This is a genomic window from Peribacillus phoenicis, assembly GCF_047238085.1.
Taxonomy (GTDB): Bacteria; Bacillota; Bacilli; order Bacillales; family DSM-1321; genus Peribacillus.
Map to the genome: position 1 here is coordinate 74,534 of NZ_JBDFMF010000004.1, position 14,990 is coordinate 89,523.

Annotated in this window: 11 protein-coding genes; 4 read left to right on the forward strand and 7 right to left on the reverse strand. The window is 36.5% G+C overall.

The features are described 5' to 3' along the window. Positions 1 to 12: 12 nt before the first annotated feature. Complete coding sequence (locus tag ABC374_RS27470) at positions 13 to 5,670, reverse strand: DNRLRE domain-containing protein (RefSeq protein ID WP_413020536.1); 5,658 nt, start codon at positions 5,668 to 5,670, stop codon at positions 13 to 15. A 15-nt stretch (positions 5,671 to 5,685) separates the two neighbouring features. Further along, complete coding sequence (locus tag ABC374_RS27475; RefSeq protein WP_413020537.1) at positions 5,686 to 7,677, reverse strand: family 10 glycosylhydrolase; 1,992 nt, start codon at positions 7,675 to 7,677, stop codon at positions 5,686 to 5,688. 492 nt (positions 7,678 to 8,169) lie between these two features. On the opposite strand from ABC374_RS27475, the gene ABC374_RS27480 reads away from it, so the two are divergent. Next, positions 8,170 to 10,629 (forward strand): SpoIID/LytB domain-containing protein, encoded by a 2,460-nt coding sequence (locus ABC374_RS27480; RefSeq protein ID WP_413020538.1) that lies wholly within the window; start codon positions 8,170 to 8,172, stop codon positions 10,627 to 10,629. 5 nt (positions 10,630 to 10,634) lie between these two features. Here the strand turns inward: ABC374_RS27480 and ABC374_RS27485 are convergent, their stop codons facing one another. The 5 genes from ABC374_RS27485 to ABC374_RS27505 form a co-directional block, all read right to left on the reverse strand. Continuing rightward, positions 10,635 to 10,871: a hypothetical protein gene (locus tag ABC374_RS27485; protein ID WP_413020539.1), complete on the reverse strand. Its 237-nt coding sequence runs from the start codon at positions 10,869 to 10,871 to the stop codon at positions 10,635 to 10,637. Between the two features lie 504 nt (positions 10,872 to 11,375). Further along, the gene (locus tag ABC374_RS27490) at positions 11,376 to 11,633 is read right to left on the reverse strand and encodes a hypothetical protein (RefSeq protein ID WP_413020540.1); all 258 of its coding nucleotides are present in this window, start codon (positions 11,631 to 11,633) and stop codon (positions 11,376 to 11,378) included. A gap of 6 nt (positions 11,634 to 11,639) precedes the next feature. Further along, complete coding sequence (locus ABC374_RS27495) at positions 11,640 to 11,798, reverse strand: hypothetical protein (RefSeq protein WP_413020541.1); 159 nt, start codon at positions 11,796 to 11,798, stop codon at positions 11,640 to 11,642. A gap of 37 nt (positions 11,799 to 11,835) precedes the next feature. Continuing rightward, positions 11,836 to 12,108, reverse strand: a complete 273-nt coding sequence (locus tag ABC374_RS27500) for a hypothetical protein (protein WP_413020542.1) — start codon at positions 12,106 to 12,108, stop codon at positions 11,836 to 11,838. 3 nt (positions 12,109 to 12,111) lie between these two features. Then, positions 12,112 to 12,342 carry a helix-turn-helix domain-containing protein gene (locus tag ABC374_RS27505; RefSeq protein WP_413020543.1) on the reverse strand — a complete coding sequence of 77 codons (231 nt, stop codon included), beginning with the start codon at positions 12,340 to 12,342 and terminating at the stop codon, positions 12,112 to 12,114. A 330-nt stretch (positions 12,343 to 12,672) separates the two neighbouring features. Here ABC374_RS27505 and ABC374_RS27510 point away from each other — a divergent pair, with 330 nt between their 5' ends. The 3 genes from ABC374_RS27510 (at position 12,673) to ABC374_RS27520 (ending at position 14,977) form a co-directional block, all read left to right on the forward strand. Continuing rightward, positions 12,673 to 13,005, forward strand: a complete 333-nt coding sequence (locus ABC374_RS27510; protein WP_413020544.1) for a hypothetical protein — start codon at positions 12,673 to 12,675, stop codon at positions 13,003 to 13,005. 161 nt (positions 13,006 to 13,166) lie between these two features. Next, positions 13,167 to 14,318: an FtsK/SpoIIIE domain-containing protein gene (locus ABC374_RS27515; RefSeq protein WP_413020545.1), complete on the forward strand. Its 1,152-nt coding sequence runs from the start codon at positions 13,167 to 13,169 to the stop codon at positions 14,316 to 14,318. Beyond that, complete coding sequence (locus tag ABC374_RS27520; RefSeq protein WP_413020547.1) at positions 14,318 to 14,977, forward strand: replication-relaxation family protein; 660 nt, start codon at positions 14,318 to 14,320, stop codon at positions 14,975 to 14,977. Before ABC374_RS27515 ends, ABC374_RS27520 begins: the two co-directional genes overlap by 1 nt. Positions 14,978 to 14,990 lie beyond the last annotated feature (13 nt).

Consider the following 14,990-nt stretch of genomic DNA (forward strand, 5'->3'; position numbering starts at 1 on the left):
ATTACCAAATTATCATCTGTTGTAGTAATACTTTCTACCAGGACTATTAATTTTGTTATATAAATTATGCCCTCGTCTTGAACCAAAACCGTGCTTTCTCATTAGTTTATACTCTCTTATAAATGCCTGTCTATGACTTCTAGCTGGGCGCCAGCCTGTATATTGTACCCGGTCATTATATTTCCTTGCTTTAGCTCGTGCAGAAGCACGTGCTCTATTCATGTTACCTTTTCCAATATACTTTTTCCCACTTTTAAATTTTATAACATATGTTCCAGGTCCTTTTTGTATTTTCTTTATTTTCTTGTATCCACCATAAACCTTCCTTGCCTTTTTGTAACCTTTATATAGCTTATAACCACGGTATGCAACTATCCCGGCTCCGATTATTAAATGAGCATATTGGCCATCTGGATCAGTAAACATTACTGGATTATTATCTGCATAATTGTACCCATTTTGAGTAATTGGGTTATCCTTATCACCTAAGATTGGATCTAAGGTTAAAAATCTCCCATTCTCTGCATTGTAATAACGTTGCTGTAAATAATAATACTTCGTTTCAGGATCATATCGATATCCTGCATAACGAAATGGTACCTGCGAGGCAAAAGTACCAGATTCCTTTAGGTGATTACCCCATGCGTCGTACTCAAAGCTAGCTACTACAGTTCCTGCCTCATCTGTTACGGAAGTAATATCACCATGTGCATTTGCATGGAATGTATAGGTTTTTCCTGCCTTCGTCATCGTTAGTGGGCGGTTCCCGTTGTCGTAAACATAAGATGCAAGAACTGCTCCACTTTGATCCGTTTCGAGTACAACATTGGCATTCTCATCATACGTATAATTAACAGTTGTAGATCCTGTTGTTTTGCTAATGCGTAGTCCTTCTGAATTATACTGATATTGGGCAACCGTAGTCGTTCCTTCTTTGACCTCTACTAACCGGTCTTCCGCATCATACACAAATGTTCGCTTACCATCATTGGTTAAATTCCCATTTTTATCATGTGTAATGGTCGTCCCATTTATAGTGGAAAGCTGATTAGCTACATCATACGTATAAGAATTTGTATCAATAGCTGTTCCTTTTGTTGTTTTCTTTGTCAGGCGATTTCCAACAGCGTCGTACGTATATTCATAGATATCTCCATTAGGACGTACTTCTTTGATAAGTTGTTCACTTTTGTCATAAGTAAATTTAGTCGTTCCACTTTTCGCTTTTTCTGTTAAGCGATTTCCTTTGGCATCATACGTATAATCAAAAGATTCAATCAAACTACCACTAGAATTGTTAGTTAACAAACGAGTAAGCTGCCCAGCACCGTCATAATCGTATAAGCTAAAGGTTCCATTTTTATTCTTTAATCCAGCAAGTTGATCATTTTCCGTAAAAGTGAATGATACTATTGTATTTCCACTTGAAATACTTGTAATTTGATCATTCTTATCAACACTTTGATTGATGGCAATCACTGATGTACCAGATGCAAATGTACTGGTGAGAAGATTTCCATTTTTATCATAAGCGTACGTGTTCTTTTTACCAGTCGAGTCGTTCTTTTCTTTTAATTTGTCATCCGCATCATACACAAAATTTGAAATTACCCCTGTTAAGAGATCCTTTTCACTTAACTTATTTCCATTGGCATCATACGTAAATTCATAACGTTTTGTCCCATTATAGGATGTAGATGTTTTACGATCGACGTTATTATACGTATTGTCAATTACACTTCCATTCGGGGAGGAGACTTTCGTTTCATTTCCTATTAAATCATAGGTATAAACGATACTTCTACCTAGCGCATCAATTAAAGTTGTAATGTCATTTCTTTCGTTATATGTTGATGTTGTTTTATTTCCTTTAGCATTCGTTGTTGTGGTGTGATTTCCTGCTTTGTCATATTCGTAAGTTGTAGTTATTCCATTCTCATCTATTACTTTCGTAAGATTATCATTCGAATTGTATTCATACTTTCTGGTATCTGCACCAACTGTTTCACCTGTTACATTTCCGATAGAATCATACGATTTCCATACAGTATTTCCATTCGGATCTGTTTCATTAAGAACATAATTACCTTGTGAGTCATATGCATACTTCGTACGTATGGATCCTACTTGAGCTTTGGCAGCATCAAACCAAGCTGTACCTGTTTGATCTTTGTATTGATAAAACACAGTTAACGATTTAAAGTCTTTTGTAGTAGCAAAACGCAAGGAAACATGTTGCCAGTCATTTGATTTGCCCTTATCAAAATTACCATTTACCCACTGGGTCGTACCATCAGTATGGTTAATAGCCACATTCATTTGGTAAGGACCAGCAGCTGATGTCGGTGAATCCACTTTCGAAAATCCGGAAACGGTAACTTCTTGTGTCGCTTTACCATTTACAGGGATTTCCTGACGGGCAAACTTGTCTACTCCACGTTGTCCTGTTAACTTAATTGATTTTTTGCCTGTATAGGTCGTAGTAGTATCAACACCATCAGCAGAAGTAAGTGTGCCAGGAAAATACCAACCATCTGGTGTACCATTACTATCTGCATCAAGCTCAAAATTTCCATTTTCGATTAAGTTAAATGCACCATAATACTCTTCTTCAATCTGTAGACCATCAAAATAGTAATCACCATTTCCTGGACTTCCGTATGCTTTTAGGGTAATCGTAGTCGTATCACTCGGAAGTTCCCCAGGATTAACAACTACATGCATCCGTTCCACACCACTCGTCCCAGAAAGAGTTGGACTATTTATTGTCTTTGTAACGGCACCACTTGAATTCTTTCCTGTAATCACCAATTTGGCTGTAGAAGTAGCATTAGTAGTTTTTATAAAGCCACTTGCAACGTATTTCTTTTGTGCATTATAAGAAATTGCATTACTTTCTGCTGCCACATTAGTCGATGGATTTGAAATTTTAATTTGTTTAGATCCAAGTTTTGCATTTTGGATTGCTCCACCGCTTGTATCATAGGTAAAAGTAGCTGTTCCAATCTTTTTCCAATTATCTGGCCAGTTATCATTATTCGTATCCGATTCAAAACTTCCGTTCAAAATCAGATTATCTCCGATACTTACAGAATTAGTTTCTTCTATTGTATTACCATTACTATCATATTTAACTGCAGAAGATTTCGTCGCTGCGTCTGTAGAAGCTACATTATTATTTTTATCATCATATTGTTCAGTTGAAACGTTTCCTTTTGGATCAGTAAATACAACCGGATTATTACTTTCATCATATTCAATTTTCTCTTGTTCATTTAATGTATTTTCGAAGCTTGTTAAATTCCCATCTTCATCATAAGTATAGTCGTAAGTTGCTGTACTACCGCTTTTATTAGCATTTTCATCCTTTTCTTGAATGATATTATTTTGATCATCATAGTTATATGTTCGAGTATAATTCAGTCCTCCAACATCTGAAACAACTTTAATAACATTTCCATACGCATTGTGTGTATATTCAGTCTTAACTCCTCTAACATCAGTTAAATTTGTAATACCTGTTGTCGTATTATACGACATGGTATAGTAATCTTTTTGTACCGTTCCTTCTATGGTTACAGGTTGTTCAAACTTAACGATTTGTTTATCGGCATTATAGGTCATATACATTTTTTTGCCTTTTTCATCTGTATATGAATTCATTTGATGCTGTGTATCGTAACCATAAGCTGTATTTTGAGTGACAACTCTATTTTGATCAGTCTCAGAAAATCCAGTGAGATTCTCATTAGCATCATAGATATACTTATATTCTCGGTTTGCTGGATCTACAATTGAACTTACCTTACCGTTCGAACCATAACCGATCGTCATTTTTCTTCCAGAAGGATCGTTAACTGATACTAGTTGATTACCTGTATAAGTATAAGTCGTTTTATTATTATTCGTATCAGTATCGTTAACAATTTTCCCTGAAGCATCAAATGTTGTATAGGATTCATCCTTATCTATGAGCTTAAAAGTACCATCAGCGTTTTTCTCAAGTTGCAAATAGACTCCTCCAGGTGAATCATACACACCAGATGCATTCTTTGAAAAGAAATGTTCCGTTCCATCTTCATCGCGATAAAGTACAAGGTCTTCAGTTGCAAAAACTAACTTTTGGTCAAGATTTGAACTCCATCCAACTCCAAACATACCTGTTTCAACAGACCGGCTATTATAAGTACGATTTACTGTTAAAGGTAAACCACGTCCATCAATCGTAAAGTCTGTTTCTTGCGTGTAAAAATTACCATTATACGTATTAATGTTAGAACCAGCCGATGTCCAGAAACTCTCTACCCCTATAGGTTCAATGGTATAAACCACCGTTAATTTAGGCTTTTTTAATGGATCTGTTGAATAATCACTAGAACGGAACATTTTACGATTTACGGTTTCATCTGTATTTTTCAGCATGATGCCATAGTTCGCTTTTTTTCCGCTATACCATTCTTTTACTAGATTAGTCATAAAGAATGTATACTCGTTGTCTGTCGTCACATTCAAATTTGATCCTTGCGATTCAATGGATGGCTGGTTACTCCAGGTTGCTGAATCAGAAGCCCAGGACTTTGATATCGGATAGACCCCAACATTAGCTGAATGATCGTATCCATTTATATTGGAATGTGAATTTAGTTTAAAGTTTGCTGAGGTAATTTTTGCACCACTTAATAGATTTTCGAGATTAAATTTAACTAAAGAACGAGTTATACCGTAATAAATTTGTTTCCCAGTTATAAGGGATGGGTCCAGCCAGTAATTATCGTTTGGATAAGTTGATGAAATAAATGTATCCGCAGTTGTGTCATCTTGAATTACGACTGTTGGATCAATGACAATTGGAAATTTTCGTTCAGTTGAGTTTAGCCATCCTTCATCAGCTTCTACATCTACATATGTCTTTCCTTTCTCTTGACGAAGCTTCATCGAAACATCGTGTGAAACATTTTCAGCCGCATCATACATAAAAGGCTTCGTTAATACGAAAAATTCATTTTTATCTTTATCTTCAAAAATGATATTTCCATTATCGGCTTCTTTTGCTTGTAGATTTTTCATATTAAATTCATAGGAGAACTGATTTTTCTCAGGTCTACTATCAAAAACCAATTCTTCTTTTACGGCATTATTATCGACATGAAATATTAAATCAGCGTTTGAAAAAACACCAGGATACGTCATTCTATTTTTTTCAGCTACACCTTTTACTTTCTTTGAACCAACTAAACCAAATTCAAGCTGTTTATCTTTCTTTTTTAATCGTATTGTTCGATTTTCTTTACTTTTCTTAGAAAACTTAACCTTGTATTTATTCGCTTTATTTCCAACAGATAAATCAGCATCATCTGATTCTGCCTTTTCACTGACAATCTCATTGTTAATATTTTCCCATTCTTTGTCTTTTTTAAAGTGGATGGGTTCTGTATATTCCTCTAGTACATATTCTCTTGTCTTAGTGTCAAGGTACGTCTTAGAATTTTCAGTTCTTAATTCATCTAACTCTTTTAATTCTTTTACATTTTTGATAGATTCTTTATTTTTCTCTGCAACAGCAATGCTTCCTTTTCCTTGCAAAGGTGGAATAATAGATACAAGCAGTGCAAAAATAATTGACCATAATACAAATTTATATCGATTCTGCTTTCTTTTACCAACCGTCATCTTATTTCCCCCGAATTAATTTAATGTAGTACTACTTACTTTTCCTGCCTCAATAGTTATACTGAAATCTGTGTCATTTATTTGAATACTATAAGTTCCAGGAGTTAAATCAATGATTTGAAAGTCACCACTTCCATCCGTATACGTCTGTCGGATTTCGGGTCCTGTAAGCTTTACCAATTGATAATTTGCATAATTAGTAGAGGCAGATAAATGACCTTTATTTGGTGTAACTTTCCATGGCAAATCAGGCACTGAAAGATAAGTGGCGAACGCTGGGTCCGAACTGTATGTAGATACACTGCTTAATGCTTTATAAAATTCACTGTTCGTTACATTATCTTTATTGGTAACAGCATAGCTATAAAGGCTTAAACCACCTAATTTCTTACCTGTTTCAGATAGCGCTTGAGCTTTTTTGATTTGTGATAAGCCATCTTGAATCGAGTTTAAATATAGACCCATTCCAGATAAGGTCATCCGTTTACCTTGATTATCTTTCTCCCACTCTGACCAGTTTTCAAAATGTTTTTTTTGAGTTGTATCGTATTCTCTAAAGTAATTCATTGGGATAGCTAAATCGATGGATCCCTCCTCCAACCAACTTCGCCAGTCTTGAAGTGCACTATTCATTGTTGAAGAGCTATTCCATTCTTCCACCGTCTTAGGACCATCTCCCCATGCAATCGTAGCTGCCGAAACGGTAACAGAAGGTTTTACACTCTGTACGGAGGTATAAATTTTCCTAACCATGTTGCTTACTTGATCTCTTCTCCATTGTTTCCATGTAGGATCATCTGGTTGTGGTATGCCTGTCTTTCCGTGAGCTTGATTATACCTTTGTACGCTAACATCGTTATAACCCCATTCTTCGCCCATATAACGTACAAGGTCCATTTGGATTCCATCAACATCATAATTATTTACAACATGTTGAATGACATCTCTTGTGTAATTAACTGCATCAGGATGACCTGGGTCTATAACATAGTCGGATCCACTGACGTAACTTCCTGTGTTGGTTTTACTTAACCAGTTATTATCGCTAGGTTGAGACAAACCATGGGCATTGAAAATATGATTAGAATCTTTCGGTGCCGTTGTTTTATTCCAAATCGGCATCATGGCAAACCATGCATGAACTTGGATCTTCGGATTAGCCGAATGTGCTTTTTGGATCAAGTCCGCAAGAGGGTCATAGTCACTTTGCAAAAATGAATCTTCTGTTTTTGGTTCAAGTGATTTTGAATAATAAGCATCCCCCCGCCGCCTAACCTGTAGAAAAATTGTATTTGTGTTACTTGCTTGAACATCTTTAATTAATTGATCAACTTGTGCTGGGGTTTTTGCCCCATCATGGAACATATCTACCCAAAACGCTCGATATTCTTTTTGGGGTTCCGGGAGAGAATACGAAATCGTTAATTTTGGCTTTAGATTGCTATAAGTTGAGTGATTGTTTGAATAAAAAATCTTTGTAAACTGGGTTTCATCACGAAATTGAACAGTAACACCCTGATTAGTTGATCCACTATACCAACTTTTCACCAAGTCTGTGATAAAAAAATCTTTCCATGAAGGTGTATCGACAACAGCATTTGATATGCTGCTACCTACTGAAGGCTTATTGTTCCAATTAATTGTCGTAGCACTCCATGAACTGTTTACAGGTTTAATGTCTATGGTAACTTGATTCGTTGAGTTGTAATATTGATAAAGACTAATTTTAGCTGAGGTAATGACTGCACCTTTTGGAAGGGTTGGTAACTTAAATTTCAAATAGGAGCGTGTTATTGCAAAGGTTTGATGTTTCCCAACAACTAAATATTGACTCGTTGAGTAATTAGTAGTAGGAGATTGACTACTAACAAAAGCATCCTCTACCTCTGATGGCGTGCTTACCCATACTTCTGAAGATATGGCTGCTTCTACCTTCATAACTTTGTAATTTTCAACATAATATAAGAAGAATAATAAAATAATAACTAAAAATATTCCTTTTTTCACAATTCCCTCCTTCTTTTCTACAATTTTCCTAATCAGAATAAGAAAATTATAGTTTGATACTAGTAAAAGGAGAATAGGTATAAATAACCTCTTTTTTCTTTAATAAGTCTAAGAAATTAAACATATATCATTCTTTTGATTTCTTATTAATACTAGATTTGAAAGCTCCTAGATTTATTTTGTACTTAGGGAATATCACCAACATGGGAGTTTATCCATACATAAACCCACGTTACAGATAATCCACCAATTTTTTGAAAGGTATTTTTGCAGATAGGGAAGACCTATACGAAAAGACTTTTCTCACTCATTTAAAGATTTTTTAAAAAAACATATGAATATAACGCGAATGCCGTCTTTTCATCTCTTACTGGTAGTACTGGTAATGGCGATTAGGTGGGACCTCTACAATAGTAAAATATCTTCTAGTGTATATTTATGGATGTTATACTATTATTTAGATATTTCTCTAAATTCAGAGGAGGTTATTCAATGCAAAAGGTACAGAATGGAATATGGCTGTTTGTTACACTCGTTCTCATGCTATTTTTGCTTCCAGAAATACCCGTTAAGGCGGCAGCCGATCCGATCATTAAGATTAAATTAAAAGGCTATCTTGGTAACAAATCTGAGATTACCGTCGAACCGGATGTCACGTACACTACGAATCTAGCAAATGTAAAACTAGAATCGAACAAGAAGTATACGTTGAGGGTCAGCGGTACGGACATTGTTGTTCTGACAGATTCAAAAGAAATAGGCAAAGCTTCTGAGATTGAAGTGAAACCTGAAACAGGGAACGGTCCACTTTCTATTAATGGCCGTACATACTTAGGTAGTTTCCGTTTTATTATGGAAGATGGGAAATTCATCCGTCCGTATAACTCAATTGGTCTTGAAGATTATATAAAAGGGGTTGTTCCAGCTGAAATGCCGGCTTTATGGAATCAGGAAGCCCTAAAGGCACAGGCTGTTGCGGCAAGAACCTATGCGATGAGCTACATCAACAGAACGCCCGATGACACAATGAGTTACCAGGTATACGGTGGCTACACTTGGCACGAAAACTCAACAAAAGCTGTCAAAGCAACAGAAGGTCAGGTCATTGGTTATGGTGATAAACTACATATAGGTTCAGATGCACTTTTTTCCTCTAGCAATGGAGGGAAAACCGAGTCCAACAAAAATGTTTGGGTTGGTACAGAGCTACCATATTTAATGGTCAAAGACGATCCATATGATCCGCAAACCGTTTGGAGTTTTAGTGTAAAAAAGCAACAAATAGACCTTACAAACTTAGATCTTACAAAAGCAGATACATGGTGGGCTAATACGAAGGAAGCTGAACAAACACCAGTAATTTCTAATATAAGAGCATGGCTACAGAAAAATGGATATACCGGCAAAGACATTAAAATTACGGCTGTCCCTTTCCTATCCCTTCACGCACCAACAAGTGGCGGCAGGGTGAGTAAAGGAAGTATTACGATTGAATTTATGGTGAAGGAAAAGGGGAAAGCGCTACAGCAAAGTGTAATATTAGAAGATGTAACGGCTTCGAAAATTAGAGACATTATCGGTTTGAGCTTCATGAAAAGCTTTTTAGTAGACAAAGTGGATACTGCAAGGGATACGATTAACGTTTCAGGCAAGGGCTTTGGCCATGGAGTCGGACTAAGTCAATATGGTGCGAAAAAGGCTGGCGAACAGGGAAAAACGTATCGTGAGATTCTTGCTTTCTATTATGAAGGGACAAGCTTAAAACAAGCTTATGAGCCAGAACCTGAAAATGTAGAACCAGTAAAGCCGGAACCGGCACCTGTCATTCCAACGCCAATCCCAACACCAGTTCCGGACCCTGCACCTAAAGATGAAACAGCACCAACAATTAATGATATAAAAACGTATTACGATACTAAAACAAAACAAGTCAAATTAACCTTTGATACGAATGAAAAAGCGAATGTGACAGTGGAAGTTAAGGATGCAAAAGAGCAAATCATCGCTTCTCTTGTTAAAGGGGACGAAAAGCCATCAGGATCGCAATTACTTGTTTGGGATGCTTCAGTGGTAAGCAACGGTTCATACACCTTTGAAATTAGAACGATTGATAGTAGTAATAATACAAGTTCAGCATCTGTTCCATTTTCATTAACAAAGCCTGACACAATGGCTCCAGTTATTAATAATACAAATACCTCATATGACTCAAAAACGAATAAGGTTTTCCTGAAGTATGAGATCAATGAAAAATCAAAGGTTACCGTACAAGTAAAAGACGCAAAAGACAAAATCCTAGCTGCTCCAATCCATAATGTAGAGAAAAATGCCGGTATCCAATGGACATCGTGGAATGTATCGAAGGTCTCGAACGGTAAGTACTCATTTGAAATTACAACGATTGACAGCAGTAAAAATAAAAGCTCAACAACGATTCCATTTACATTAACAAAACCCGATACAACGGCACCTTCCATTAAGAATATAAAAACCTCATATGATCCAAAAACGAGTAAAGTTGATTTGAAGTATGAGATTAACGATAAGGCGAAGGTAACCGTTCAAGTAAAAGATGCAAAAGGCAAAACCGTGGCGACACTGACCAATAATATTAATAAAAATTCCGGTGTCCAAAGTGCATCATGGAATGTATCAAAGGCATCGAACGGAAAGTATACGTTTACCATTACAGCGATAGATCCAAGCAAGAACAAACGGTCAACGACTGCTTCCTACAAATTAAACAAACCGGCAGCGAAGAATATGACTGGTAAGGTCAATGCTACGAAGTTGAATGTCCGTTCAAAGCCATCCACATCAGGGAAAGTTCTTGGCTCTTTGAAGAAAAACCAAATCGTTACCGTAATTAATAAGAGCAACTCTTGGTACAAAATTCAGTACGGTAAGGGAACAGGTTATGTGCACGAAAAATACCTAACGAACGTCCGATAACGAATTCAATCAGTGAAACGGGCATCAAAATTTAGAGCATTGAAAAGACCATGATTTTCTATAAAGTCATGGTCTACTTTTATAAATTTATTTCCGATACTGTACTGTGGTAATAAAGATCGATCAAAATGGGAATTTTCTGGTGATTCATTATACCATTGGGCCTTTGCTCTTGCACGTCCTTTAGCCGTTCTTTTATCATCAGTTCCCGTTCTCAGCGATTCCCCTAACATGGTAAACATTAGTTTCCCAGCTAGTGAAAAGAAATCGTGCACCTGAAAAAATATGGGAATTATTTTAAAGGTGGATAAAAATTGCGGTTGTTTTATGAGGAGATACATCCCTTCACATTGAAGCTGGGGCAGGCTTAAATGAGATTCAAGAAGATTAGGGCATTCTGTTAAACACTACTATGAACAATTACGCTCATATGACAAAAAATATTGAAGAAAAGGCCTCCCACAGTAAACTGTGGGAGGCCTTCAACTTTAAAGATATTCACATGTTTGGTGAGCACTCATTATGAATCCTCGTTAAACCCCTATATTAAGGGATTTAAGCGATGATTACATCATGCCGCCCATTCATTTTTATATTTAATAGCAAGAAACTGGTTGAAAATACCCTTATTTAATATGGTTTCAGTAATCTGCCTAATAATAATATTAAACAGAAACAAAATAAGACGAGGACAAACAGGAGGACATAGAAGGAGTTACAATTTTTATTTTCGAACACAACGGCACTCATTCATTGGGTGTTTTTTTATTTTTACCTTTATAAGTAAGATACGTACGCAAATTCCCATTTTCAAAAACGACTTTTCTGTCATAGTCTTTTAAGGGATCCTCCTTCTCCTCTTCTTCCACTTCTGTTCCTGGAACTTCATATACCCATGCTCCCGCATTGTTAAGTAGTTCAGATAATCCAGGAGGAACTGGTATTTCATAACCATCTAAGGAAATGCCTGTTACGATAAGATCAAAATTAACTTTTTTCTTCAACTACAATCACCACTCACGAGGAAACTTTTCCTCATTAATTGTCACATTTCCTGCTGTTAAATCCTTGAACTTGATTTCCTTCCCATATTTTCTAGAAAGGATACTTTCGATAATCGGCTTTAATGCAAGAAGCTTTTCTTCAGTCATTTTAAAATTCAATCCCATAACAAACCTCCTTTTATAGACTTTTGTAAACTTCACCCTAACAACTAGGCTGCTCCTTTATCCACATAAGTAAGAATTCTTCACATTCTTTTGCTGGGAATAACCACTTACCTCCGACTTTTCTTTTCGGAAAACGCTCGTCGTAAAAAAACTTTTCCTTAATGTTATTTTCGCTCATGCAAGTTTGTCGGCATAATTCCTTCATGTCCCAGAAAGTAAGGCGTCCTCCTTCCATCTGATTTAGGAGCTTTTTTAATTCCTCCAATAAAAGTTTTTCTGCCATTTTCTCATCGACTTTAACAGTTATCATTATTTACACATCCCAAAAATCCTCATAACTCACTTTGTATCCAGCCTCATTAAGAACCTTAATAAGTCTAATACCATTCTTCATATTTGGTGCATATTCTTCCTGCTGGCAAAGTCTACTGATCGTACTATTGCTAACTCCACTCTGATCAGCCAGCGCCTTTTGCGATATCGAATTAACATCCATGAATTTACCGAACCTCGAACGTGGTTTTCCTAAACCTTTTTCTATCATGCCTTCCCCTCCATGACGAAGTACTTCTATAAGCCCGTCTAAAATTCCTACATATAATATTTTTTTTATTTATGGGAAACATGGACAACCAGTCCCACATAGGCTTTATCAAGGTAACTAACTTTGTAGTTAGCAGCTGCCTGCCAAAGTAATTACCAAGTTATCTATCAAAGTAAGCTTACCAAGGTAATGAAAGGATATAGGTTGATCTAATAAGAAAACAAAGAAGTGTTTAGAAGGAGCCGGAAGGAGAGTGGATAGGGGGGAGAGGCGAGAGGGGGAAAATAACTTTTTCAGCACAAAAAAACATATAAAGAAGGAGAAAACAACATGACATACTTAATGCCTGGTCGATGGTCTAAGACCGAAGTGATACCCTTTAAAGCCTTTATGAATAGGGAGAAAATCGAAAAGAAAGTGATTCATAAAAAGAACCTTCCTGCCTTCGCATTCATTCCCCTTAATCCAACCGCCATGATTGACCCAGTATTTATCGGTATAGCTGCAGGAATTCTCTTAATTGCCTTAATTGAAAAAGCATTAGCTGACACAGGTAATGTATCAATAGCCTCCTTTCTATCTGCTTTCCTTCGTATCTTGTTTCCTGTAGCCGGTGCTGCTGCCCTTTGGTTTCTGGTGAATGATTTAAAATTCCTATTTTGATACGCAAAAAATCAAATTGATTTTATAACTGTTGCTCAAAAAAAGAGCGACAGCACATGGACGTGAACACGACATGACAGAGGGTAGTTCATCCTGAACCTCTGACTTTATGCTCTGGTACATCGTGCACCAGACCTAAAAAAATATTATGAGGTGAAAATATGAAGATGTGGTTAGCAAAGCAACAAGCAAAAGCATCCTTACTAAAAGCCTTTCGAAACGGTGAGGTAGGAAATCATTATTCATACAGTACTAACTCTGGACTTGTCTATCCAAAAATCCACGCTGTAGATATTCAGAAAACGAAACTTACTTATGTATTCACAATCCCCACTGGTATGGATCCCAAGGAAATCAAGAAAAAAGAATTTTGTTTTAAGCAGGTATTTGGGGAACGTATTGAACTGAAAGGTGATAATAAAAAATTCACTCTTACGGTGTTTGCGGCTGTTCTTCAACCTAAGTTGGAATACAACTATAAGGAGATAGAAGCCGTTATTAAAGAAGCAGAGTATCACATGCCTATTGTGGCCGGTAAAGATGCCAGTGGAACCATTCAAATTTATGATGCGACAAATAACCCCAATCTACTGATTTATGGCGAACCAGGGAGCGGTAAGAGCTCTATCCTGCACGTTATCTTAACAACCCTGATACAGTTTTACTCAGCTTCTGAGATACACTTCCACCTGGCCGACTTTAAACAAAATGAACTATGTGTATACGAGGGAGTTGATCACGTTAAAAGTGTCAGTTATCAAGTGAGGAATTTTGCTCCTATTCTTGGCACACTGAAAGCTGAACTAATCAAACGAGGGGAATTACTAAAAAACAATCGTGTAAGGCACGTTAACAAGCTTCCTAAAGACAAAAAACCACCCTATATCGTCCTTTGTGTAGATGAATTTGTAATGATTACCGATAATGACATAATGGCTGATTTGCTTCAAATAGCATCACTGGGCAGAGCTTATGGAATTTATCTTATATTATCAATGCAACGGCCTTCACACAAAATACTAAGCACCGATGTTCGCGGTCTGTTATCAGTTAGAATGGGATTCCGAACTGTGGATCTCCGAAATGCTATGATCGGGGAAACTCCAGGTAGTGAAAAAATAAAAAAAGAACAACCTGGTAAGTTTTTATTAAAACTTGATGAGCTAACAGAGATTCAAGCTCCTTATTTAGATGAAAACAATGTTGAGAAGATTTTGGGGGCTTATCAGTCCACAGATGATTTGTCCTCTTTTGAACCTATAGAAGAACAGCTTGAACCGAAAAAAGATGATGTATTCGGGGTGTTAGACTAATGAGAAAACGAGATATAGCCATTATAAGCGATTTACAACGGTTTAGATGTATGACCAGGGATGACATTATGAATTTACATTTCAAGGGATTAAAGAACCCCGTCACATGCTGTAATACTGTTTTGAAAAGGTTAAGAAGAGATGGACATATAGAAGTGAATGTTGCCCAACAGCCTTACATCTATTTCCCTTCACCAGCTCCTATAAAAAAAGACTCTGCTAAGATTCCCCACTTTTTAAAAATCGTTAAGTTTTACAAATCAATTTTAAGCTTTGAGCATCCACAAGATTTCATTGTGGAACCTAAGTATGGCAAAGGATACATGGAACCGGATGCCTTCATGATTTGGAAGCGTGCCCCGTTCTTTGTAGAGATTCAACGTTCTATCTATTCCGAAAAGGTTATGAATGAAAAATTCAATCGTTATGTCTCTTATTACATGAGTAATGAATGGCAGCATGAACCTTGGCAACCAGAAAACAAAAAGATTTTCCCTAAGATCATACTGATAACTGACAACCTGTACAATTTACCGATTCATTCAGGCGTCCAATTTTTTCAAGTCCAGAACATCAGACAGGTTTTAATCTTTGCTTCAAAAACTCGAGAAATAAAAAAACCACCCAAAAAGGGGGGCGTCAAAATAATCATTGGATAGATACTATAAAATT

Excerpts from the sequence above, each read along its gene's own strand:
- ABC374_RS27515 (WP_413020545.1), top strand. The coding sequence starts at position 13,167 with ATGAAGATGTGGTTAGCAAAGCAACAAGCAAAAGCATCCTTACTAAAA.
- ABC374_RS27505 (WP_413020543.1), bottom strand. The coding sequence starts at position 12,342 with ATGATAGAAAAAGGTTTAGGAAAACCACGTTCGAGGTTCGGTAAATTC.
- ABC374_RS27480 (WP_413020538.1), top strand. The coding sequence starts at position 8,170 with ATGCAAAAGGTACAGAATGGAATATGGCTGTTTGTTACACTCGTTCTC.
- ABC374_RS27500 (WP_413020542.1), bottom strand. The coding sequence starts at position 12,108 with ATGATAACTGTTAAAGTCGATGAGAAAATGGCAGAAAAACTTTTATTG.
- ABC374_RS27495 (WP_413020541.1), bottom strand. The coding sequence starts at position 11,798 with ATGGGATTGAATTTTAAAATGACTGAAGAAAAGCTTCTTGCATTAAAG.
- ABC374_RS27520 (WP_413020547.1), top strand. The coding sequence starts at position 14,318 with ATGAGAAAACGAGATATAGCCATTATAAGCGATTTACAACGGTTTAGA.
- ABC374_RS27510 (WP_413020544.1), top strand. The coding sequence starts at position 12,673 with ATGACATACTTAATGCCTGGTCGATGGTCTAAGACCGAAGTGATACCC.
- ABC374_RS27485 (WP_413020539.1), bottom strand. The coding sequence starts at position 10,871 with ATGTTTACCATGTTAGGGGAATCGCTGAGAACGGGAACTGATGATAAA.
- ABC374_RS27470 (WP_413020536.1), bottom strand. The coding sequence starts at position 5,670 with ATGACGGTTGGTAAAAGAAAGCAGAATCGATATAAATTTGTATTATGG.